Raw genomic sequence first — 22,707 nt, 5'->3', positions numbered from 1 at the left:
CGGCGTCAGTCCCAGGCGAGTGCGAACGGCCGCCCGGTGGCCTGGAAGTGCCCCACATTGATGCACTCGGTCTTCCCGATCCGCATCCGGCGGGCGAGCGGCTGGTGCACGTGTCCGAACAGCATGTAGTCCGGCTGGGTCGCCCGGATGGCCTCCAGGACGGCTTCGCTGCCACGTTCGAAGCGGCGCGCGACCACGTCGTACGTCAGTTCGGGCACGGCCGGCGGAATGTGGCAGCAGAGCACGTCGACCTCGCCGAGCGCGGCGACCTTGGCCGCGTAGTCCTCGTCGGAGATCTCGTACGGCGTGTGCATCGGCGTGCGCAGCCCGCCGCCGACGAAGCCGAAGCGGCGTCCGCCGATGTCCGCGGTCTGCCCGTCGAGGACGGTGACGCCGTCCCGCACGTAGTCCTTCCACAGCGCGGGGAGGTCGACGTTGCCGTACGTCAGATAGGTGGGGTCGGGGAACGCCGCGAACAGGTCGCTGTACTGGCGGCGCACCGCGCGCTCGATGGCTTCCTGCGGGTCGCTGTCGAGCGACGCCCACAGCGCGCGGGAGAAGGTCCGGGCCTCGTCGAAGCGCCGCGCGGTGCGCAGGCCGACCAGGTGCTCGGCGTTGTCGCGGCCGAAGAGCTCGGGGAAGATCCCCTGGGTCAGGTCGTGGTAGTCGATGAACAGGATGAGGTCGCCCAGGCACACGAGCGCGTCGGCGCCGTCCCCCGCCCGGGCGAGTGCTTCGGCCTCGCCGTGTACGTCGCTCACCACATGGACCCGCATCCTCGCAGCGTACCGGCGGGCGCCGGACGGCCGGGACGCGCGTCGGGTGCCCTACTCTCGGGAGCACGGAAAGACGAAACGCGCGGCGAGGCCGGGACCACCGGGGTGACACACCGCACAGGATCGGAAAGACCCCTGTCACTCCGACCCTACTTGCCAGTAACGTCTGCCCGACCACTGGCAACCCGCCAACAAGGAGCAGTCCGTGCGCGAGTTCAGCGTCCCCGCCCTGGCCGAGGTACCCGCCGACGGCAACCTGACCGACATCCTCCGGACGAACGCGGCCGAGGCCCCGCAGGCCGCGGTGCTCGCCCGCAAGGTGGACGGCCGGTGGCAGGACGTCACGTCGGTGGAGTTCCTCGCGCAGGTGTACGCGGCGGCGAAGGGCCTCATCGCGTCCGGCATCGAGCCCGGCGACCGGGTGGCCCTGATGTCGCGGACCCGCTACGAGTGGTGCCTGTTCGACTTCGCGATCTGGTGCGCGGGCGCGATCACCGTGCCGATCTACGAGACGTCGTCCGCCGAGCAGGTCGAGTGGATCCTCACCGACTCGGGCGCGGTCGGCTGCATCGTCGAGTCGGCGCAGCACGAGGCGACGGTCGCGTCGGTGCGCGAGCGGGTGCCGGACCTCGCGCACGTGTGGCGGATGGACGAGGGCGACGGCCCGGCGGCGGAGGCCGCGCTGGCGGCGGCGGGCGTGGAGCTGCCGGATTCCGCGGTGGAGGACCGCTGCGCGACGCTGACCGGCGAGTCGCCGGCGACGCTGATCTACACGTCGGGTACGACCGGGCGCCCCAAGGGCTGCATCCTGACGCACCGCAACTTCTACGGCGCGTCCACCAACCTGATCGCGCTGCTGGACGACCTGTTCAGCGTCGAGGACCCGTCGTGCCTGCTGTTCCTGCCGCTGGCCCACGTGCTCGGCCGCGAACTGCACGTCATCTGCATGCAGGCCCGGGTGCGCACCGGGCACTGTCCGGACATCCGCCAGCTCACCGGCGAACTCGCCGAGTTCAAGCCGACGTTCGTGCTGGCCGTGCCGCGCGTGTTCGAGAAGGTCTACAACACCGCGACGGCGAAGGCCGAGGCGGACGGCAAGGGCAAGATCTTCCACAAGGCCGTGGACACCGCGATCGCGTACAGCGAGTCGCTCGACAAGAGCGGCCCGGGCTTCGGCCTGCGCGTCAAGCACGCGATGTTCGACAAGCTCGTCTACGGCAAGCTCCGCGCCGCGCTCGGCGGCCGCTGCGAGTTCTCGGTGTCCGGCGGCGCGCCGCTCGGTGCCCGGCTCGGCCACTTCTACCGCGGCATCGGCCTGACCATCCTGGAGGGCTACGGCCTCACCGAGTCGACCGCGGCCACCACGCTCAACCCGACGACCGCGGTGCGGGTCGGCTCGGTGGGCATCCCGATCCCGGACTCCGCGGTGAAGATCGCCGACGACGGCGAGATCCTGCTGAAGGGCGTCAACGTCTTCGGCGGCTACTGGCACAACGAGGCGGCCTCGGCGGACGCGTTCGAGGACGGCTGGTTCCGCACCGGCGACCTCGGGCAGCTCGACGACGACGGCTACCTGACGGTGACCGGCCGCAAGAAGGAGATCCTGGTGACCGCGGGCGGCAAGAACGTCGCCCCGGCGGTCATCGAGGACCGCATCCGCGCGCACTCGCTGATCAGCGAGGCCATGGTGGTCGGCGACGCCCGCCCGTTCGTCGCCGCGCTGGTGACGATCGACCCGGAGACCTTCCCGCGCTGGAAGGAGCTGCACGGCAAGCCCGCCGGCGCGACCGTCGCCGAACTGGCCGACGACCCGGACCTGGTCGCCTCGGTGCAGGAAGCAATCGACGAGGGCAACAAGGCCGTGTCGCGTGCCGAGGGCGTCAAGAAGTTCCGCATCCTCGCGATCAACTTCACCGAGGAGAGCGGCCACCTGACGCCGTCGCTCAAGCTCAAGCGCAACCTGGTCATGAAGGACTTCGCGGAAGACGTCGAGGGTATCTACAGCTGAACCGCCGTGCCGCACGGCGCCGGGGAACTACTCCGGATATCCCAGGAGCCCGCGCAGCCGTCCGGCCAGCAGGTCCCACCGCCACGCCTCCTCGACCCACCGGCGGCCGCGTTCGCCCATCGCTTTCGCGGCCACCGGGTCGAGCAGCAGCTCGCTCACCCGGCGGGCCACCTGCTCCGGGGAGCGTCCGTCCACGACGTACCCGGTCTCGCCGTCCAGCACCGCGTCCGGCGCGCCGCCGGAACGCCCGGCGACCACCGGGCGGCCGGTCGCGGACGCCTCCAGGTAGACGATGCCGAGGCCTTCGACGTCCAACCCGCCGCGGCGGGTCCGGCACGGCATCGCGAACACATCGCCGGCCTCGTGGTGCGCGGGCAGCTCCGACCAGGGCACCGGGCCGGTGAACGTCACCGCCTTGCGCACCCCGACGCGGTCGACCAGCTTCTCCAGGTCGCCGCGGTACGGCCCGTCGCCCACGATCAGCAGCGCCGCGTCCGGAACCGCGCGCAGGATCTCCGGCATGGCCTGGACGAGCACATCCTGGCCTTTGCGCTTGACCAGCCGCGACACGCACACCACGACCGGACGGCCGGCCAGCCCGAGGCGTTCCCGCACCTCGGCCCCGCCCACGCCGGGCCGGAACACCGTCTCGTCGACGCCGGGCGGCAACTGCACCATGCGCGCGGCCGCGTCCGGCGCCAGCACCGGGGCGATCTTCGACCGCGTGTAGTCGCCGAGGTACGTCAGCGTGTCGACACTGTCGCCGATCCGCCGCAGCAGCCGCCGCGCCACCGGCAGTTGCGCCCACCCGGCTTCGTGCCCGTGCGTGGTCGCCACCAGCCGCGCGGCCCCTGCCGCACGGAGCCCGACACCCATCAGCCCGAGCGGCGCCGCGGCGCCGAACCACACGGCGTCGCACTTTTCCGCGCGTGCGATGTCCTTTGCGCGGCCGAACACCCGAGGATTGGGCACCATCATGTGCGTGGCGGCGCGCACCACGGGGAACGGCTGGGCGGCGTCGAACACCCGGACTTCCCGGTTGTCTTTCCAGGACGACGTGTAGACCACCACACTGTCCCGCGGCAGGCGCAACGCCATCGAATGGACGAACGACTGGATGCCGCCCGGACGCGGCGGGAAGTCGTTCGTGACGATCAGGGTCCGGGTGGTGCGCACAGTTTCCGTCAGTTCCATCAGGACCCGATGATTTCACGCGACCGAGGAGAGCATGGCCCGCAAGATGGCCCGCGAGATCAAGTGGAGCATCGTCGCCGCTTGGGCGGTGTCGCGCGCCTGGCTGCTGCTGGTCACGCTCGGCGTGCTCTACAACCCGTATCCGATCGTCACGCAGGACGTGTCGATCACCTACTTCTCGTGGTTCGAAGTCCTCAAGACCGGCACGTTCCCGGTCGACGACACGATGTGGCAGTACCCGCCGGGCGCGGCGGGCGTGCTGATGCTGCCGGGGCTGATGTCCTGGTGGTCGTACACGCATGCGTTCTTCGTGCTGATGGTCGTCGCCGACGCGGTCGCGTTCGCGTTCCTTCTGCGCGGCAAGTCCGCCTACGGCGCCATGCTGTGGGTCGTCGGCGTTCCGCTGCTGGGGCCGACGATCCTGTCCCGGTACGACCTGTTCGTCACCGCCCTCGCGGTCGCCGCGCTCATGCTGCTGACCACACGCACCCGCACCGCGGGCGTGCTCGCCGGCGTCGCCGCGGCGGTGAAGGTGTGGCCGGTCCTGCTGCTGCTCGGCACGCCGCGCGGCCGCCGCACCCGTGACGCGGTGGTCTGGACGCTGTTCGGCGGTGCCGTCGTGGTGTTCGGCTTCGCCGCGGCGATGCCCGGGGCGTTCGACTTCCTCACCGCGCAGCGCGACCGCGGCATCGAGATCGAGTCGGTGTTCGCGATGCCGCTGCACATCGCCCGGTTGCACGGCTGGTCGGGCCGGGTCGAGTTCAACTACGGGTCGATCGAGTTCCTCGGCCCGTACGTCGGCCTCCTCTCCACGCTCAGCCTGATCGCGAGCGCGCTGTCGTTCGCGTGGCTGCTGCTGTGGCGGGTCAAGGCACGCAGGTGGACCGAGGCGACGCCGTACGACGCGGCGCTCACCGCGGTCCTGCTGTTCGTGGTGACCAGCCGGGTCCTCAGCCCGCAGTACATGGTGTGGCTGGTCGGCCTGGCCGCGGTGTGCCTGACCCGCCGGGAGACCACGCAGCGGCCGGTGGCCGCGCTGATCCTGCTCGCGGTGCCGTTCACCACATGGGAGTTCCCGATGTGGTTCGGCTGGGTGATGGCGGGCGAACCGGAAGCGGTCGCGGTGCTGATGCTGCGGAACTTCCTGCTGGTCGTCGCCGCCGTGTGGTCGGCGATGCGGCTGTGGCGCGCGGCCCGGCCGGCGGGGCTCAGCGCGGCGGCGTGGCCCCCTCCGGAACCCCATGCAGCTTTGCCCAGTCCCGCGCCAGCGCGATCCGCTCAGCCGTCGCCGGATGCGACCCGAACAGGATCTGCAGAACCGGATTCGGTGTGAGGTTGGAGCGGTTCGCCAGCGCGAGCCGCTTCTGCATCGCGATGAAGCCGTCGGGGTCGCGGGTCAGGTCGAGCGCGTGCACGTCGGCACGCGCTTCCATACGGCGGCTGACCAGCATCTGCACCGGCCCGGACAACGTCGCGATCACCGCCACCACGGCCAGCAGCAGCGCGAGCGCGCGCGGGTCGGCGGCCGCGTCCGCGCCTGCCCGGCGCAGCAGCGGACGCCGGCCCATGAGCAGCCCGGTCAGGCACAGGCCCGCGGCGGCGCCCGCGGCGCCGATGAGGGTGCCGTAGAGGACGTCGTGGCGTTTGGCGTGCCCGAGTTCGTGGGCGGCGACGAGTTCGATCTCGCGCGGCGTGGCGGACTGCAACGTCGTGTCGTAGACCACGATGCGCCGGGTCGAACCGAAGCCGGAGACATAGGCGTTGAGCGCGGTCGTACGGCGGGACGCGTCGGCGACCAGGACGTCCTGCACCGGCACGCCGTCCTTCTCCGCCAATTGCAGGAGCGAGGTGCGCAGTTCGCCCTCGGGCATGGAGTGGAAGCGGTTGAACGCGGGCTCGACCAGCAGCGGGTACAGGAACGACATCGCCACCACGAGCAGCGCGCCCGCCCCGGCGGCGATCGGCCACGCGGCGCGCGGCCAGTGCCGCAGCAGCGCGAACAGCGCCACCAGCACGGCCAGCAGGACGCCCGCCGACATCGCGAAGCCCTTCGCGGCGTCGAGCCACCACCCGCCCCACGTCTGCACCGACAGCCCGTGGCGGCGGCGCACGGATTCCAGGCGCAGGTCGAACGGCAGCGCCACCGCCCGGCCGATCAGCAGCAGCACGAGCCCGCCGACCACGACCTGCCACACCCATCCGCCGCCGAAGGGGCGGGCCACGCCCGTGACGATCCGGGCGCCCAGCGGGGTCAGCCCGAGCAGCAGCGTGGCCACCAGCGACGCGGCCATCGACAGGTAAGCGGGCGGCCGCGCCTCGCGTGCCAACGCCTGTCCGCGGGCGATCTCCGCCGCGGAGAAGTCCCGCGCCGCGTCGGGATGCACCGCGCCGCCCGGCACGCTCGGCAGCGGCCGCCACGGCGTGGTGACGACGAGCGCCACCAGCAGCACCACCGCGGTGACGGCAAGGCAGACCACCAGGATCCGCTGCCCGCTCATCGCTTCCCTCCCCCGGGCATCCTCACGTCAGGGTCACCCCGCAGGTCGTCGAGCAGGTCGTCGAGCAGGTCCCCGCACCGGTCTCGGCACCGGTCACTCGGCACGTCACTTCAGCTGCATCCGCAGGTACTGCACCCACGTCTTGGTGAACTCGTCCGGCCCCATGCCCAGCACCGACACCATCGCGCCGGACAAGCGGCTGTCCTGGTCGACCTTCGCGCCGTCCGGCGCGGGCTCGCCGACCGCGCGGTAGAACGCGACCAGTTTGTCCTGGCCCCACCGCTCGGCGATCATGCGGCACGCCAGCCAGCCCATCTCGTAGGCCTGCGGCAGCTCGTCCTGCGTGGTCTCGAACTGCTCGTCGGTCGGCAGCCCGGTCGGGATCTTGCCGTCCCGCACGTCGCGCCGCAGCTCCGGCGCGGCGTTCCGGACCGGCTGCCCGGAGTCCAGGTAGCCGATGTAGTCGGCGAAGCCCTCGGACAGCCACGTCGGCGTCCAGTTGCGGGTGTACGCCCGGCTGGCCACGTGGGTGATCTCGTGCGTCATGACGACGCGCCGCTCGACGGCGCCCAGCTCGCGGAACGCCTCCGGATTGACGATGACCCGGTCCGCGGGCGCCGCACCCGCCGCCGCGCCGCGCTCGCCGGTGGTCACCGCGGCGATGCGCGCGTACTTCTGCGGCTCGGCCCCCAGCAGGCGCGCCATCTGCGCCTCGTCCGCGGGCACCACGACGACGGAGTTGCTCGCCCAAGAGCTGCCCCAGACCTTGGTCACGTCGGGCACCGCGGTCTCGATGTCGTGCTGGTAGGCCTTGAGGTCGTTCTTGTTGCCGATGCCGAGCACGATCCCCGCGCCGCTCTTGAGCACCGTCACCGGGCCCAGGTCCCACAGGCTGACGCCCGAGGTGAGGTCGGCGGCGGCGCCGTCGGTGTCGGCCGCGACGTACCAGGCGTTGTCGCGCTTGACGAAGGTCTGGTACTGCGGGCTGCGCATCGGCGTGCCGTCCAGGTCCGCGAGGCGGTACGTCAGATCGACCTGCGCGGCGTACGTCTGGTCGGCGCCCAGCTCCGCCTGCCGCGCCGGGGTCAGGGTGAACACATCGGGCGCCACGACCTGGTAATCCCACGACGCCAGCGGCACCTGTGCCAGATTGTCGAAGAGGGCCGCCTGGCGGTCCCGGAACTGCGTGGCGCGCGGATCGACCGTGGCCAGGAACGCGGCGCGGTCGTGCGCACGTATCGCGGCGGCCCGGCGGTCGAGCAGATGCCCGACGTCGTTGCGGCGGGCGTCGGCCCGTTCCTCCTGCCCGGCCGGGTGCCCCGCACCGCGGGCTTCGGCCTGGGCCGGCACGCTCGGCGCGGCCGGGGCGGCGGGCGGGTGGGCCGTTCCGCGGCCCGGGCCCATGCCGACGAGTCCCAGGGTGACGCCTATCAGGATCGCGGCGGTCACCGCCACGAGTACCAGGAGCCACCGCGGGATCCGTCGCAGCCACAGGCTCCGGTCGTCCACGGACCGATCGTACGAGACCGGCGGGGGCCGCACCTGCCGAGTCCGGCGGACGAGGGAACGGCCGACCGGCGAACCGGTCGGCCGCACGGGTCAGGAGGGGCGGACGATCTTGGTGATCTGCATCGAGTCCCACGGCGCGACGCGCACGTTGGTGCCCGGCTTCGGCGCGTGGATGATCTGCCCGTTGCCGATGTAGATCGCGACGTGCGAGTAGCCGCTGTAGTAGATGATCAGGTCGCCCGGCTGCACCTGGCTCTTGGGGATGTTCGGGCCGATCCCGGCCTGGCCCTGCGAGGTGCGCGGCAGCGAGACGCCGGCCTGGCGCCAGGCCCAGCCGGTGAGGCCCGAGCAGTCGAAGGAGCTGGGGCCGGTGGCGCCGTACACGTACGGCTTGCCGATCTGGGCGTAGGCCGCGGCGATCGCCGCGCCGGCCCGGCCGCTGACCGCCGGGATGTTGGCCGGCGGCGTTTCCTTCTGCGTCGCCTTGGCCGTCGGCGTGCTCGGCGCGCGGGAGTCGTCGCGCGACGCGCGGGCGTCGTCGCCGTGGCCGTCGTCCGCGAGCATCGCGGCGCGCTCGGCCTCGCTCAGCGTGTTGAGGAGCTGCTGCGCCTTCTGCAGCTTCTCCTCGACCTCGGACTTCTTGGTCGTGAGGCTCTTGCGGGTCTGCTCCAGCTCGCCGAGCTTCTGCGACGCCTCGCTGCGCTCCTGGTCGAGCGAGCGCTTCTTGGCCTGGATCGCCTGGATCGAGTCGGCCTGGTGCGCCGTGATCTGGTCGAGCTGCGACGCCTTGCGCAGGTAGTCGTCGGGCTTCTCGGACAGCAGCAGCGCGATCGTCGGGTCGATGCCCGCGTTCTTGTACTGCGCGCTGGCGACCGCGCCCATGCTGTCCTGCAGCGAGATGAGGTCCGACTGCTCCTGGGCGATGCGCTCCTGGATCTGCCCGACCTGGCCCTGCAGCCGCTCGGTCTTCTCCTGGAAACCGTTCAGCTCCTCGGTGGCGATCTCCGCCTGGTGCTGAAGGTCGTTGATCTGCGCCTTGACCTGGTCCTTGGACGGTGCCGGGTCGGCGTGGCTCATTCCCGGGGACAGGGCTACCGCGGTCGCGGCGGCGGCGGTGATGACGCCGACGCGCGCTTTGCCAGGTTTCTTGGGCCGTCGGTGGGACGCCACGAGGGGCGGACTCCTTCTTCCGTCGCCGCCTACCGGGTGAGCTGACGGGTTCGGGCCGGAAGTGGGCCCTACAGCGCGGCGGACCGCGCCGATTCACCCCAGGGAATGGTGGTTCCCCGGCTCCGGGTCGGTCCGGAAGAGACCTCGCCGGATTCGGCGGGGGTGTCCGCTGCCCGCCCCGGTCAAGGCAGACGACTCGGCGGTCACCCAGCCCGAGACATTAGTGACTGCGCAAGCCCGTATTCAAATCAATCCGCAAAGTTTTACCGGATCTCCCGGGATTAACTCGGCGAGATCCACGGATGGTGATCACAAGGCGACCATCTGTTCATATTTTCCGGACGCATTCGGGTGTGTTCCGGAAGGCCCGGAAACCCCGGCCCCGGACTCTCCACGAGCCCCCGAAACGCCGTCGGACGTGCGGTTTTCCCGACTGCCGGAGCGTCGTTTCGGGCGGCGGTCCCGGTACCGGAGCGGAGGGCTCAGGCCCGCGTCGGCGAGCACCGCGAGGGCGTCCAGGGATTCTTCGTCAAGGTCGACACACCGGTCGAAACCGGATGTATTTCCGCGTGGCGGGCGCGGGCAGCCGCCGTCGGATTCCGAAGAAACGTGCGAAAAGTCCGACTTTTCCTCGGGCGTGCGAAGAAATGTCGATATAACGCATTCTCCGCACGCCGGTCCGCGGGCACGGCACGTACGGCAGCAGATCCGCATGGTCGGCCACCCCTCCCGTTGCGTTCCGAAAAGCACCTTCCGCACCCACGGTAGGGAGGGTGACCGACACAACGTCACAGGTCGACCACGTTCGGGCGGCAATCCGCGGGCGGAGGGGCGCCCGCGGGGGCGGGGTCAGCCGCGGGCGAGCCGGCGCAGCAGCATCGTCGAGGGCACCGGCCGCGCGCCCGCCCGGCGCACGCCGTCCGCGACCTCGCGGTCGGACGACACCACGACCACCGGGCGGCCCGGCGGCTCGGCGCGGACCAGGCGGCGGATCAATTCGTCCGCCGTCTCGCCGGCCTTGCTGAACCGCACCCGGACGCCGCGCGGCGGGGCGAGCAGCACCGGCGCGTCGAGCTGTGCGCCGTCGAAAACGCAGGTGATCTCGCAGCCGGTCTGCGCGGCGATCACCGCGAGTCCGCCGAGCAGGCGCACCCGCTGCTCGGACAATGCGAGCGAGGGATAACCGGTCTTGGTCACGTTGTAGCCGTCGATGACCAAATGCGCCTGCGGCAATGCAAGGAGTTGATCAAGAAGTGCCGGGTCGTCGCCTTCCAAAGCACGCTGGGCAATGTCTTTCGTACCGGATGCCTCGGGCTCGACCGCGTCGACGGTGTCCGCGGGCCGGATGCCGACCGGCGGCAGCGCGAGTTCGCGGCGCAGGCCCTGGGCGGCTTCGAGCACGGTGTCGAGGAGCAGGCGGACCCGGGTGTCCTCCATGCTGCGGCCTTCACGCGCGGCGCGGCGGCTGGCTTCCAGCGCCGACTCGGCCTCGGACACCCGGCCGCGCAGCCGCCGGGCCTCCTTGTCCGCGGCGGCCACCGAGGCCTGGGCTTCGGCGCGTACCGCGTCCAGTTCGGACTTCGCGTGCTTGGCCTCTTTCTCGGCGTGCTTCGCGGCGCCTTGCAGGCCCCGGACTTGGCGGCGCAGTTGCTCGGTCTCCTTGCGGGCCTCGTCGAGTTCGGCGCGGACCTTGTCGTGCTCGGACTTCGTGGACGCGCGCAGGGCGGCCAGTTCGGATTCCAGACGCGCGACGACGGCGGCCTGTTCGGCGCCGGCCCGGTCGTGTGCCGCCTTCTCGGCGGCTTGGCCGGCGGTGTCGAGCAGGGTGACCCACCCGGGCGGCCGTAGCAGGTACGCGGCGGCGGCGACGTCGAGCGGGTCGGCGGCGGCCGGGGGCCGCCCGGATTCCAGCGCGGCGGCGAGGTCGGGCAGCGCGCGGCGCAGGCGTTCCGCTATCCGCTGCCGGAAGACGGGGTCGTTCTCGAGCACGCCCGCCAGCGGGGTGGCGGCCAGCTTGGCGCGCCTGCTGGGGGTGAACCGCGCGAACTGCCGCAGCGGGACGGGGATCTCGTCGGGCGGCATGGCCCCGAGGCCGTCCGCGGCCAACGCGATGACCCGCTGTCGGACACCGTCGGGAAGGGGGCCGTGGGGGGCTTCCGCCTCGGAACGCGATCCGCGGGAGCCGTCGGGGCCCGGACCGCCGGAGGCCTTGGCAGCGGACCGGGGCTCCGGGCCGCCGGTCTCGGCCGCGTCGGCGCCGCGAGCCGCATCGGGAGTCGGAGTGGGCTCCGCACCTTGCGCACCGGAACGCCCGTGCCGGGGACCGCCGTCGTGGCCGCCGGGGGCTGCCTCGGCAGCCGCGCGGCCTCCGCTCGCGTACCCCGGAGCCTCGGCCGACGGCGCGGCGGCATGCGGCGGCCGGGCTGCGCCGTTGGGTGCGGAGTGCATGCCCCCACCGTGGCCCGGCGGGGTGACATCGGCGGCGGGCCAGGGCTCGGCGGAGGGGCGGGCTGTGTAGTCCGCGCGTGTGTCCGACTCGCCCACTGGTCCTCCGGTTGCGTCTCCGCCCGGTCTCCCCGCCCCGGGTCGGCTCGAACGTGCTCCTGATCATGGCGTGCCCGCCATCGCGGGCGGACACGCCTCCCCGTGCCGATGCCGAACCGATGCACAAGCCGGAGCGCCCGGCACCGGTCCGGTCGGGATCAGCTCTTCTCGTCGGTTCCCGGCCGCGGGACCAGCTGCACGGAGTCGGTGGCGTTGCACCACCGGCAGCGCACGGACTCGATCGTGTCCTCGAGCACCTCGCGCTCGTCGACCCGGGGCTCACCCGCCAGGTCGAGGTGGACGAATTCCACCGCCCGGGTCGTCCGGGTCACGTCGAACCTCGTCAGGTTGCCGCACAGCGAGCAGCGCCACCGGGTCGCCTCGGTGGGGGCCGGGACCGACATGCACGTTCCTCTCAGATCTGAATCGGGTCTGATCCCAATCGGGGTCTCGCACACCATCATCCCGCGCGGCCGGACCGGCGCGTCGTTCGGGAGGGGTGCCTGCGCCCGTGTCAGGGCGGATCCGTACCGTCCGAGGCATGAGCAGCCAGGTGCCCGACCCCTTCGTGCCGCAGTCCGTGTCGCTGCCCGGGTCGCGTGATGCGGCGCCGCCGTGGTCCGGCGGGCCCGCGCGGGAGGTTACCGTTCCGGCGCGCCCGGTGCGAAAAACGTCCGCCGGGTGGGATCCCGACGCGCCGCTCGAACGCCAGGTGTTCGTGGTGGTGGACCTGGAGACGACGGGGCTGGACCCGGAGTCGGACCGGATCACCGAGATCGCCGCGGTGCGGCTGCGCGGCGGGGACGTGCTGGCCGAGTTCGCGACGCTGGTCGCGCCCGGCGTGCCGGTCCCGGCGTTCATCACGTCGCTGACCGGGATATCCGACGCGATGGTCACCGGGGCCCCGCCGCTGAAGCACGTGCTGCCCGCGTTCCGGGAGTTCGCCCGGGACGCGGTGTTGGTCGCCCACAACGCGCCGTTCGACGTGGGCTTCCTGCGGGCGGCCTGCGCGTCGTGCGGGGAGCCGTGGCCGCATTTGGTCGTGGTGGACACCTTGGAGCTGGCCCGCACGCTGGTGTCGCGCGGCGAAGTGGGCAGCTACAAACTCGGCACGCTGGCACGCCTCTTCGAGGCTCCGTCGCCCGCCGACCACCGGGCGATCGGCGACGCGCGTGCGACGGCGCACATCCTGCGGGCGCTGATCGACCGGTTGCGGCGCGCGGGCGTGCACGATCTGTCGGGTCTGCTCCAATGCACCGGCCATCCGGGTGAACCTGGCCTGGTCTGAGCCCCTTCCCCCGCCGGGGCATAACAGGGCAATACCTATCAATACCTGACGATAGGCTCATGCTCATCCCTGTGCACGACCAGCTTCCGGCCCGCCGGACCCCGGTGGTCACCTACGCGCTGATCGCACTGAACGCCCTGATCTTCCTCATGAGCCCGCTGTCCGGGTTCGGCGGCGCCCGGTTCGGCAGCCCCGAGGCGCAGGTGTGTGCGGAGAGCCGCTACTACTACGAGTACGGCGCGGTGCCGAGCGAACTCGTCGGCGACGGACGCATCGTCGCCCCGCCCACGACCGTCTCCACCGACCACGGCCCGATCACCTGCCGGGACGGCGCGGATCCGGACAAGATCCCGGCACTGACGGTGTTGTTCGCGATGTTCATGCACGGCGGCTGGGTGCACCTCATCGGCAACATGCTCTATCTCTACGTCTTCGGCAACAACGTCGAAGACCGGATGGGGCGGGCGCACTTCGCGATCTTCTATCTGGTGGCCGGATATCTCGCCACGTACGGCTTCGCGTTACTCAATCCCGGCTCGCACCAGCCGCTGGTGGGCGCGTCCGGCGCGGTGTCCGCAGTACTCGGCGCCTACCTCTATCTCTATCCGAAGGCGCGCGTCACGAGCCTGGTGCCGCTGCTCCTCTTCCTTCCGCTGCGGTTCCCGGCGTGGCTCGTGCTGGGCTTCTACTTCGTGCTGCAGTGGCTGTACTTCCGGGGCATCGGTGTGAACGGCGAAGGCAACGTGGCCTATGCCGCGCACCTGGTCGGCTTCGCCGCGGGTTTCTGCTATGCGTGGGCGCTGTACCACCGCGACCGGCATCCCGACCGCGGCAAACGCGTCCCGGTCGTGCACGAAAGCTCGTTCGCGGGGGCGCCCACCCTGCCTGCCGCGCCGGTCATCCGGCCGGGTGATCCGCCCCGGTAGGCTCGTACTCCCGTTCCGTCCCACGAGAGGCCGCCGCTGTGATCACCGCGATCGTGCACGTCAAGGCAGGCGTCGACCGCATTCCGGAGATCGCCGAGGCGATCGCCGCGATCGACGGCGTCAGCGAGGTGTACTCGGTGACCGGCGAGTTCGACCTGGTCGCGATGGTGCGGGTGCGCGAGCACGACGAACTGGCGGACGTCATCCCGGGGCGCCTGAACAAGGTGCCGGGCGTCGTGCACACCGAAACGCACATCGCGTTCCGCACCTACTCCAAGCACGACCTGGAAGCGGCCTTCGCCATCGGTCTCGACGACGGCTTCTAGCCCGACCGGCCCAACCCGACCGACCCAACCCGGCCGACCGGCCCGGCGGCGCCCGGATTTCAGCCCAGCGCCGCCGCGGACACCGGGCCCCGCGGGTCGGCCTCGGGCACGCAGCGCCCGCCGTCCGTGCGGTACGTCCACCGCGCCCCACGCGCGACCAGTTCGCGCACCGCGGCGACGAACCGGTCGAGGTGCTCCTCCGGCGTACCCGCTCCGAAGCTCACCCGGATCGCGTTGAGGTTCTGCTCCCCCGCGGGCGCGTCCGGCGCACCGCACTCGGTGGGCGCGTCCGAGCGGCCGCCGAGGAGCTTGCGCACCAGCGGGTGCGCGCAGAACAGGCCGTCGCGGACGCCGATGCCGTACTCCGCGGACAGTGCGGCGGCGAACCGCGAGCTGTTCCACCCCTCCACCACGAACGACAGCACCGAGACGCGCGCCGACTCGGGACCGAACAGGTCGAGCGTGCGCACCTCCGGAATGTCCGCGAGCCCCGCGCGCAGCCGCGCCAGCAGCGCTTCCTCGCGCGCGGCGAGCGCCTCCAGGCCGGCCTCGTCGAGCGCGCGGCACGCCGACGCGATCGCGTAGGCACCGACGACGTTCGGCGAACCGGCCTCGTGCCGGGCCGAACCGCCGTTCCACTCCACGGCGTCCGCGGTCACGGTCTTGCTCGCGCCGCCGCCCGCCAGGTACGGCTCGGCCTCCGCGAGCCAGTCGCCGCGCCCGGCCAGCACGCCCGCGCCGAACGGCGCGTACAGCTTGTGCCCGGAAAAGGCGACCCAGTCCACGTCGAGCCCGGCGAGCGACACCTTGTGGTGCGGCGCGAGCTGCGCGGCGTCCAGCACGATGCGCGCGCCGTGCCGGTGCGCGGTGGCGGCGAGTTCGGCGACCGGGAACAGCTCGCCGGTGACGTTGGACGCGCCGGTCACGCACACCAGCCGCGGCGTGCCCGGGTCGCTCGCGGCGAGGGCGGCGTCCAGCGCGGCGACCGCTTCGGCGTGGCTGCCGGGCGCGGGCAGCTGGGTGACGTCGGCGGTGCGGCGCCACGGCAGCAGCGCCGCGTGGTGCTCGGTCTCGAACACGAACACCCGGGTGCCGGCCGGGAGCGCGGCGGCGAGCAGGTTGAGGGAGTCGGTGGTGCCGCGGGTGAACAGCACGACATCGTCGGCGCGGGCGTCCAGGTAGCCGGCGACGGTGGCGCGGCTCTGCTCGTACAGGTCCGTGGACAGCTGCGACAGGTAGCCGGCACCGCGGTGCACGCTGCCGTAGTACGGCAGGTAGGCGGCCACGTCGTCCCACACCCGCTGGAGACACGGCGCGCTGGCCGCGTAGTCGAGGGCCGCGTATTCGGCGTCGCCGCCGGTGACCAGCGGGACCCGCACGTCGCGCCCGACGACCGGCAGCGGCACGGGCAGCACACCGTCGACCGAAGCGGAGAAAACGGAAGATTCGGCAACGAAAGCGACAGCGGACATGGCGAGCCTCCAGGGTCGAGGACCCCGGAATGCCAGTGCGTCGAGAGGGTCCGCGCTTGCCGGAGCGCTGCTGCGTCCGGCCTGGTCATCACCCGGGGCACCCCGCCGCGGAGGAGGGTTGCCGGACAGCAAGCCGGGGCCAAAACGCTGTCACTCGTGACCTGGAAGGATTATTACCGCATCAGCGGCTGCGGCTCAACACGGATATCGGCCGTCCCGCATCGCGAGACGGCCGATACCGGCGTGTGGAACGGGGTTCAGTCGAAGGAGCGCGTGGTCTCGACCCACCGGTCGAGCGCCGCTTGGGCCTTGCCCGAATCGATGGCGTCCGCCGCGCGGGCGATGCCGTCCGCGAGCCGATCGGCGAGCGGCGTGTCGTCGGCCGGGTGCAGGGCGGCCAGCGCCGCCGCGGAGTTGAGCAGCACGGCATCCCGGACGGGGCCGCGCTCACCCGCGAGCAGCTGCCGCACGACCCCGGCGTTGTGCGCCGCGTCGCCGCCGCGCAGCGCCTCGATCGGCACCTGCGCGATGCCGAAGTCGCGCGGGTCGACCCGGTCTTCGCGGACCTCGCCGTCGCGGGCGATCCACACCTTGGACGTGGTGGTGATGGTCAGCTCGTCGAGGCCGTCGTCGCCGCGGAACACCAGCGCCGACGCGCCGCGCCGGGCGAACACACCCGCCATCAGCGGCGCCATGCGCGGGTCCGCCACCCCGACCGCGGCGTGCGGAGCGCGCGCCGGGTTGGTCAGCGGGCCCAGGATGTTGAACGTCGTCTGCACGCCGAGTTCGCTGCGAGCCTGCGCCGCGTGCCGCAGCGACGGGTGGAAGCGCTGCGCGAAGCACAGCGTGACCCCGGCGTCGACGGCGGTGCGCACCACCTGCTCGGGCGTCAGGTCCAGCCGCACGCCGAGGGCTTCGAGGACGTCGGCGGCGCCGCTCGCGGAGGACGCCGACCGGTTGCCGTGCTTGACGACCGTGGCGCCGGTCCCGGCGACCACGATCGCGGACATCGTGGAGATGTTGACGGTCCGGGCCCGGTCGCCGCCGGTGCCGACGATGTCGACGATCGGACCGGGCACCTCGATGGTGACCGCGTGCCCGTACATCGCGTCGACGAGGCCGGTGACCTCGTCGACGGTCTCGCCCTTGGCGCGCAGTGCCACGACGAACCCGGCGATCTGCACCGGCGTCGCCTCGCCCGACATGATGCGGTCCATCGCCCAGGCGGTGGTCGGCGCGTCGAGGTCCTCGCCGTGCATCAGCGCCGTGAGAACGTCCGGCCAGGACCGGCCCTGCCCGGGGTTGGTGCTCTTCACCGCTGCCGAGGCCGAGGCGCTCATGGTCCGCTCCCGCGTGACGTGTCCGATCAGGTCGGACTCAGCGTAGCCGCGCGCGGCAAGCGCATTCCGGCGTGTCCGCAGGATGGTCGGCGCGCGCCTCGGACATGCCCGAGGCGCGTCGGCCGGTCAGGAAGCGCGCGTGCGGGCCGCGGCACGGGTCCGCAGCAGGCCCGCCGCGGACGCCGCGAGGGTGACCGGGTCGAGCGGGTGCGACACCACCGCGTCGGCGCGGCACCAGGTCGCCAGCCACGCGTCCTGCGGGCGGCCGACCAGCACGAGCACCGGCGGGCAGTTGTAGACCTCGTCCTTGAGCTGGCGGCAGATGCCCATCCCGCCGGCGGGCGCGGCCTCGCCGTCGAGGACCACCAAGTCGTAGCCGCCCTTGTCCATCCGGGCGATGACCGCGGGTTCGGTCGCGCACTCGTAGTACTCCAGCCGCGGCACGTCCGCCGCGGGGCGCCGGCCGAGCGCGAGCATGACCTTCTGCCGAGTGTTGCGGTCGTCGCTGTACACGAGGACGGTCATGGTGTCGCCGCTGTGCGCCATAGCCACCTGCCCTGGTCGTCGTCCGCCGGCGTCCGCCGCCCGGAGCCCGGATGCGGTCCCGCTGTGATCCGCGTTACAACACCGCGGATGCTACCCCTCGCGGATCACGGACTCCAAGCACGTGATCGACATCAGGACGGCGGGCCGAGCAGCCGCCACCCTTCCGCGTCCCCCCCGAGCCGCTGGGCGAGGCCGGCCATGCGGGTGCGTTCGCGCGCGAGTTCGAGGGCGGTGACCTTCTGCTGCCGGTCGGCGTGCGTCGTCCCGTCCGGGCCGGGCGCGAGCGCCCAGCCGTCCGGGGCCAGCAGGCGGGCCGCCTCGCCGGCCGCGGCGGCGTCCGGCAGCCGCAGGACGTGACGGAGGATCAGTTCGCGGCCTTCGACCCGTACGCCCTTTTCGGCCAGGTCCGCGAGCACCGCCGAGTCCGCGCGCGCCGGGTCGAAGCTCTCGCCGACCACGACGAGCGTGCCGTCGTCGACGAGCGGGGTTGCGGCGTCCACGCGCCGGCGGCGGAACATCCGCCCGATTCCTGCCATGCCCATGCCGCGACGCTACCGGCCTCGGCACCCGCCTCCCTCGTTCGGGCGAACCCTGGCGGTGCCGATGCGGGATTCACTCGATCGAGATTCACCCAGCGTGACCGACGGATTTGCCGACGCCCTCGCACACTCCGTCAACTCGACGCGCCGAATTGCCGGCGAACGATCTCGGAACGGATCAAGGAATTCCCGCGCGGACCCCCCGGACCTGCGGTTCCGGCGCCCGCTGCCGGCCGGAACCGCGCCCGACCAGGGGACGACGTCGCTCTTATAGGGAGGGCTTCGCCACCCGTTCGGACGAATCTCGCCGCCCGGGAACAGCACCCGCCGTCAGACACGTTCAGCGAAGGATGCCCCCCGAAGCGCGGGCAGATCCGGCGACCGCAATAATGGCGGCCGTGGCGACAGCAACAGCAGTAGAAACCGGGCATGCGCCCCACGGGGCGGTCGACCGCCCCAACTTGGTCAGCATCGGCACGATCGTCTGGTTGGCGTCGGAGCTGATGTTCTTCGCGGCCCTGTTCGCGATGTACTTCACGATCCGATCGGTCCAGGGACCCGAGGTATGGGATCAGAGCAGCTCGCTCTTGAACGTCCCGTTCTCGTCGGTGAACACCACGATCCTGGTGCTCTCCTCCCTGACCTGCCAGCTGGGCGTCTTCGCGGCCGAACGCGGCGATGTCAAGAAGCTGCGCATGTGGTTCGTGATCACGTTCATCATGGGCGCGATCTTCATCGGTGGCCAGGTGTACGAGTACACCGAGCTGGTCAAGGAAGGCCTGACGCTCTCGTCGGCCGCCTACGGCTCGGTCTTCTACATGACGACCGGCTTCCACGGCATGCACGTGACCGGCGGCCTCATCGCGTTCCTGCTCGTTCTCGGGCGGACGTATGCGGCCAAGCGGTTCACGCACCAGCAGGCCACGAGCGCGATCGTCGTCTCGTACTACTGGCACTTCGTCGACGTGGTGTGGATCGGGCTGTTCGCCACGATCTACCTCATCAAGTAGACGTAGGCGTTTCCGGGCCCGCCGGTCCGACCGACTAGAACGACGAACCCAACCGAGGTTTTTGGTGAAGAAGCTCTCCGCACGACGGCGCCACCCCCTGGCGGCGATCGTCGTCCTACTCTTCGCGCTCGCGGCGACCGGGGGGCTGTACGCCGCGTTCGCGCCCGCCAAGTCGGCGCAGGCCGAGGACGCCCCTTCCTCGATCGCCGTCGAAGAGGGCAAGAAGCTGTACCTGAGCGGCTGTTCCAGCTGCCACGGCCTCAACGGCCAGGGCACGAGCGACGGCCCGTCCCTGGTGGGCGTGGGTGCTGCTTCGGTCGACTTCCAGGTCATGACCGGCCGCATGCCGCTGCAGCAGCAGGGCCCCCAGGCCGTCCGCAAGCCCACTGCGTACACCCAGGCCCAGTCCGACCAGATCGGCGCGTTCATCGCGTCGCTGGGCGCGGGCCCGGCGGTGCCGAAGCCGGAAGAGTACGCGCTCAACGGGAACGTCCCCGCGGGCGGCGAGCTTTTCCGCACCAACTGCTCGCAGTGCCACAACTTCTCCGGTGAGGGCGGCGCGCTGCCCGAGGGCAAGTTCGCTCCGCCGCTGAAGGACGTCGACCCCAAGCACATCTACGAGGCCATGCTGACCGGCCCGCAGAACATGCCGTCCTTCAACGACCAGATCATGCCGCCGGAGCAGAAGAAGGACATCGTCACCTACATCACCGGCGTGACGAAGGACGAGCCGAACCCGGGCGGCCTCGGTCTCGGCCGCCTCGGCCCGGTCTCCGAAGGTCTGTTCGTGTGGACGTTCGGGCTCGGCATCGTGATCGCCGCCGCCATCTGGATCGCCGCCCGTACCCCCAAGGCCAGGAACAAGTGAGTAGCCACCAGGACATGTCAGAGGACAAGCTGCCGGAGGCCACGCACGCCTCGGCCGCGGCTCTCGACCCGTTCGCCGACCCGGGCCTCCCGGCGCACGAGCCGCGGCGCACCGACATCGACGAGAAGGCCGCCAAGCGCGCCGAGCGCCAGGTGTCGTTGCTGTTCGTGATCTCGATGCTGGCCACTGCGGGCTTCATCGCCTCGTACGTGAGCATCGACAAGTACAAGATCATCGACATCTTCTTCTTCGGGAAGGTGGGCGCCCTCAACCTGGCCCTGGGCTGCACGCTCGGTGTCGCGTTGTTCTGCATCGGCGCCGGCGCGATCCACTGGGCGCGCACGCTGATGACGGACGAGGAGATCGTCCAGGAGCGCCACGAGCTGAAGTCCTCCCCGGAGGACCGCGAGGCGGCCATCCGCGAATTCCAGCAGGGTGCCGCGGACTCGGTCATCGGCCGTCGGCCGCTGATCCGCCGGACGATGATCGGCGCCATGGCGCTGGTCCCGCTGTCCGGCGTGGTGCTGCTGCGCGACCTCGGCCCGCTGCCGGGCGTGGCGCTGCGCCACACCTTCTGGGGCCGGCACGGCAAGAGCGGCCTCACGACGATCATCAACGAGAACACCGGCAAGCCGCTCCGTCCGGAGCACATCACCAAGGGCTCGCTCGTCATGGGCAAGCCGGAGGGTCTCGACCAGGACAACCACGAGTACCTGGAGGAGATGGGCAAGGCCGCCATCCTCCTGGTGCGCCTCGAGCCGGACGAGATCAAGTCCAAGAAGCAGCTCGAGTGGTCGTACAACGGCATCGTGGCGTACTCGAAGATCTGCACCCACGTGGGCTGCCCGATCGGCCTGTACGAGCAGCAGACGCACCACCTGCTCTGCCCGTGCCACCAGTCGACCTTCGACCTCGCCGACGACGGTGCGGTGGTCTTCGGCCCGGCCGCGCGTTCGCTGCCGCAGCTGAAGATCACGGTCAACGAACGCACCGGCTTCCTCGAAGCCGTCGGTGACTTCGCCGAGCCGGTCGGCCCGAGCTTCTGGGAGCGTGGCTGATGGCTGTGCACGCAAGCAGCGCGGCGTCCGAGGAGATCCCGGACAACGCCGCCACCAAGACCGTGGACTACTTCGACGAGCGCCTGGGCATCTACGGCGCCGCGAAGAAGAACCTGCGCAAGGTCTTCCCGGACCACTGGTCCTTCATGCTGGGTGAGGTTGCGCTCTACAGCTTCATCATCCTGCTGCTGACCGGCGTCTGGCTGACGCTGTTCTTCAAGCCCAGCATGGAAGAGGTCGTCTACGCCGGGTCGTACGTCCCGCTGCAGGGCATTCACATGTCCGAGGCATACGCGTCGACCCTGGACATCAGCTTCGACATCCGGGGTGGCCTGGCGATCCGCCAGATCCACCACTGGGCGGCGCTGATCTTCGTGTCGGCCCTCTTCGTCCACATGTTCCGCATCTTCTTCACCGGCGCGTTCCGCAAGCCGCGTGAAATGAACTGGCTGTTCGGCTTCCTGCTGCTGGTTCTCGCGATGGTGAACGGCTTCACCGGCTACTCGCTCCCGGACGACCTGCTGTCCGGTACGGGTCTGCGCATCGCGGAAGGCGTGGTCCTGGCGATCCCGCTGGTCGGCACCTACCTGCAGTTCTTCCTGTTCGGCGGGCAGTTCCCCGGCCACGACATCGTGCCGCGGCTGTTCACCATCCACGTGCTGCTGGTCCCGGCCATCATGGTCGGCCTGGTGACGGTCCACCTGATCCTGGTCTTCTACCAGAAGCACACGCAGTTCCCGGGTGCCGGCCGCACCAACAAGAACGTGGTCGGCCTGCCGCTGCTGCCGGTCTACACCGCGAAGGCGGGCGGCTTCTTCTTCGTGGTCTTCGGCATCACGGCGCTGCTCGGCGGCCTGGTGCAGATCAACCCGATCTGGTCGTACGGTCCATACAACCCGGGGCAGATCACCGCGGGCTCCCAGCCCGACTGGTATATCGGCTTCCTCGAAGGCTCCCTGCGCATCATGCCGAACTGGGAGACCAACCTCTGGGGCCACACGATCAGCTGGAACGTGCTGATCCCGTCCCTCGTGGTGCCGGGTGTGATGTTCACGTTCATCGCCGCCTACCCGTGGCTGGAAGCCTGGGTGACCGGCGACAAGCGCGAGCACCACATCCTCGACCGGCCGCGCAACGTGCCGGTGCGCACCGGCCTCGGTGCGGCGTGGATCGCGATGTACGCGGTGCTGTGGATCGGTGGTGGCAACGACATCATCGCCACGCACTTCCACCTGTCGATCAACTCGATCACGTGGACGATGCGCGTGCTGTTCTTCGTCGCCCCGGTCGTCGCCTTCGTGGTGGCGCGCCGGATCGCGATGGCGCTCCAGCGCCGGGACCGCGACAAGGTGCTGCACGGCCGCGAGACCGGTGTCATCAAGAAGCTGCCGCACGGCGAGTTCATCGAGGTCCACGAGCCGCTCGACGCGGAGAAGCTGCACGTGCTCACCGCGCACGAGCAGCACACCCCCGCGGAGCTGCCGCCGGCCGTCGACGAGAACGGCGTTGCGCGCAAGCTCAAGGTCGGCGAGAAGCTGCGGGTGCGCCTGTCGCGCTGGTACTTCTCGGAGCAGATCGAGAAGCCGACCGCCGAGGAATACCGGGAGATCACCAGCGGCCACGGCCATCACTGAG

At 71.1% G+C, this 22,707-nt stretch carries 19 protein-coding genes, 1 pseudogene and 2 riboswitches; of the genes and pseudogenes, 9 read left to right on the top strand and 11 right to left on the bottom strand.

Annotated elements, in window-relative coordinates; translation table 11 throughout:
* Positions 1-5: 5 nt before the first annotated feature.
* Positions 6-776: a metallophosphoesterase family protein gene (locus ACPA54_RS19205; protein ID WP_423531377.1), complete on the bottom strand. Its 771-nt coding sequence runs from the start codon at positions 774-776 to the stop codon at positions 6-8.
* A 205-nt stretch (positions 777-981) separates the two neighbouring features.
* On the opposite strand from ACPA54_RS19205, the gene ACPA54_RS19200 reads away from it, so the two are divergent.
* Complete coding sequence (locus tag ACPA54_RS19200; protein WP_423531375.1) at positions 982-2,784, top strand: AMP-dependent synthetase/ligase; 1,803 nt, start codon at positions 982-984, stop codon at positions 2,782-2,784.
* Between the two features lie 27 nt (positions 2,785-2,811).
* Here ACPA54_RS19200 and ACPA54_RS19195 read toward each other — a convergent pair whose 3' ends face one another.
* Positions 2,812-3,978, bottom strand: coding sequence for a glycosyltransferase family 4 protein (locus tag ACPA54_RS19195; protein WP_423531373.1), 1,167 nt, complete (start codon positions 3,976-3,978; stop codon positions 2,812-2,814).
* A 34-nt stretch (positions 3,979-4,012) separates the two neighbouring features.
* Here ACPA54_RS19195 and ACPA54_RS19190 point away from each other — a divergent pair, with 34 nt between their 5' ends.
* Positions 4,013-5,311 (top strand): glycosyltransferase 87 family protein, encoded by a 1,299-nt coding sequence (locus ACPA54_RS19190; protein ID WP_423531371.1) that lies wholly within the window; start codon positions 4,013-4,015, stop codon positions 5,309-5,311.
* Here the strand turns inward: ACPA54_RS19190 and ACPA54_RS19185 are convergent.
* The 5 genes and pseudogenes from ACPA54_RS19185 to ACPA54_RS19165 all read right to left on the bottom strand — a co-directional run.
* A pseudogene (locus ACPA54_RS19185) lies at positions 5,292-6,269 on the bottom strand (M48 family metallopeptidase); the annotation flags it as partial. The gene ACPA54_RS19190 and the pseudogene ACPA54_RS19185 sit on opposite strands and share 20 nt — an antisense overlap.
* 312 nt (positions 6,270-6,581) lie before the next feature.
* Positions 6,582-7,985 (bottom strand): gluzincin family metallopeptidase, encoded by a 1,404-nt coding sequence (locus tag ACPA54_RS19180; RefSeq protein ID WP_423531369.1) that lies wholly within the window; start codon positions 7,983-7,985, stop codon positions 6,582-6,584.
* A 90-nt stretch (positions 7,986-8,075) separates the two neighbouring features.
* Positions 8,076-9,155 carry a C40 family peptidase gene (locus ACPA54_RS19175; protein WP_423531367.1) on the bottom strand — a complete coding sequence of 360 codons (1,080 nt, stop codon included), beginning with the start codon at positions 9,153-9,155 and terminating at the stop codon, positions 8,076-8,078.
* Between the two features lie 11 nt (positions 9,156-9,166).
* Positions 9,167-9,324: riboswitch (cyclic di-AMP (ydaO/yuaA leader) on the bottom strand.
* A gap of 680 nt (positions 9,325-10,004) precedes the next feature.
* Positions 10,005-11,603 carry an NYN domain-containing protein gene (locus ACPA54_RS19170; RefSeq protein WP_423531365.1) on the bottom strand — a complete coding sequence of 533 codons (1,599 nt, stop codon included), beginning with the start codon at positions 11,601-11,603 and terminating at the stop codon, positions 10,005-10,007.
* 254 nt (positions 11,604-11,857) lie between these two features.
* Positions 11,858-12,103 carry a hypothetical protein gene (locus tag ACPA54_RS19165; RefSeq protein WP_345674574.1) on the bottom strand — a complete coding sequence of 82 codons (246 nt, stop codon included), beginning with the start codon at positions 12,101-12,103 and terminating at the stop codon, positions 11,858-11,860.
* Between the two features lie 137 nt (positions 12,104-12,240).
* Between ACPA54_RS19165 and ACPA54_RS19160 the strand changes: the two genes are divergently transcribed.
* Genes ACPA54_RS19160 through ACPA54_RS19150 form a run of 3 tightly spaced genes read left to right on the top strand, consistent with a single transcriptional unit; the run spans position 12,241 to position 14,239 of the window.
* On the top strand, positions 12,241-12,987 hold the full coding sequence (locus ACPA54_RS19160; RefSeq protein ID WP_423531363.1) for an exonuclease domain-containing protein: 747 nt from the start codon (positions 12,241-12,243) through the stop codon (positions 12,985-12,987).
* Positions 12,988-13,046: 59 nt separating this feature from the next.
* A complete protein-coding gene (locus ACPA54_RS19155; protein ID WP_423531361.1) occupies positions 13,047-13,913 on the top strand; it encodes a rhomboid family intramembrane serine protease in 867 nt (288 codons plus the stop codon).
* Between the two features lie 38 nt (positions 13,914-13,951).
* Positions 13,952-14,239, top strand: a complete 288-nt coding sequence (locus tag ACPA54_RS19150; RefSeq protein WP_345674577.1) for an Lrp/AsnC family transcriptional regulator — start codon at positions 13,952-13,954, stop codon at positions 14,237-14,239.
* Positions 14,240-14,298: 59 nt separating this feature from the next.
* Here ACPA54_RS19150 and ACPA54_RS19145 read toward each other — a convergent pair whose 3' ends face one another.
* The 4 genes from ACPA54_RS19145 to ACPA54_RS19130 form a co-directional block, all read right to left on the bottom strand.
* Positions 14,299-15,711 carry an aminotransferase class V-fold PLP-dependent enzyme gene (locus ACPA54_RS19145; protein WP_423531360.1) on the bottom strand — a complete coding sequence of 471 codons (1,413 nt, stop codon included), beginning with the start codon at positions 15,709-15,711 and terminating at the stop codon, positions 14,299-14,301.
* 47 nt (positions 15,712-15,758) lie between these two features.
* A riboswitch (SAM riboswitch) is annotated at positions 15,759-15,873 on the bottom strand.
* Between the two features lie 95 nt (positions 15,874-15,968).
* Positions 15,969-17,051: an anthranilate phosphoribosyltransferase gene (gene trpD / locus ACPA54_RS19140; protein WP_423531358.1), complete on the bottom strand. Its 1,083-nt coding sequence runs from the start codon at positions 17,049-17,051 to the stop codon at positions 15,969-15,971.
* Between the two features lie 126 nt (positions 17,052-17,177).
* A complete protein-coding gene (locus ACPA54_RS19135) occupies positions 17,178-17,597 on the bottom strand; it encodes a response regulator (RefSeq protein ID WP_345674580.1) in 420 nt (139 codons plus the stop codon).
* 131 nt (positions 17,598-17,728) lie between these two features.
* Positions 17,729-18,139 carry a hypothetical protein gene (locus ACPA54_RS19130; protein WP_423531356.1) on the bottom strand — a complete coding sequence of 137 codons (411 nt, stop codon included), beginning with the start codon at positions 18,137-18,139 and terminating at the stop codon, positions 17,729-17,731.
* Positions 18,140-18,525: 386 nt separating this feature from the next.
* On the opposite strand from ACPA54_RS19130, the gene ctaE reads away from it, so the two are divergent.
* The 4 genes from ctaE to qcrB all read left to right on the top strand — a co-directional run bounded on the left by ctaE (position 18,526) and on the right by qcrB (position 22,706).
* Positions 18,526-19,146, top strand: a complete 621-nt coding sequence (gene ctaE / locus ACPA54_RS19125) for an aa3-type cytochrome oxidase subunit III (RefSeq protein WP_345674582.1) — start codon at positions 18,526-18,528, stop codon at positions 19,144-19,146.
* A 64-nt stretch (positions 19,147-19,210) separates the two neighbouring features.
* Positions 19,211-20,014, top strand: a complete 804-nt coding sequence (gene qcrC, locus ACPA54_RS19120) for a cytochrome bc1 complex diheme cytochrome c subunit (RefSeq protein ID WP_345674583.1) — start codon at positions 19,211-19,213, stop codon at positions 20,012-20,014.
* 14 nt (positions 20,015-20,028) lie between these two features.
* Complete coding sequence (gene qcrA / locus ACPA54_RS19115; protein ID WP_423531353.1) at positions 20,029-21,072, top strand: cytochrome bc1 complex Rieske iron-sulfur subunit; 1,044 nt, start codon at positions 20,029-20,031, stop codon at positions 21,070-21,072.
* Positions 21,072-22,706, top strand: a complete 1,635-nt coding sequence (gene qcrB / locus ACPA54_RS19110; RefSeq protein ID WP_345674585.1) for a cytochrome bc1 complex cytochrome b subunit — start codon at positions 21,072-21,074, stop codon at positions 22,704-22,706. The genes qcrA and qcrB overlap by 1 nt, the downstream gene beginning before the upstream one ends.
* Position 22,707 lies beyond the last annotated feature (1 nt).

It is taken from the genome of Uniformispora flossi (assembly GCF_049534875.1).
In the GTDB taxonomy this organism is placed as follows: Bacteria; Actinomycetota; Actinomycetes; order Streptomycetales; family Streptomycetaceae; genus Yinghuangia; species Yinghuangia aomiensis.
The sequence above is the reverse complement of the archived record's forward strand: the minus strand, read 5'-3'. Positions and strand labels throughout refer to the sequence as shown.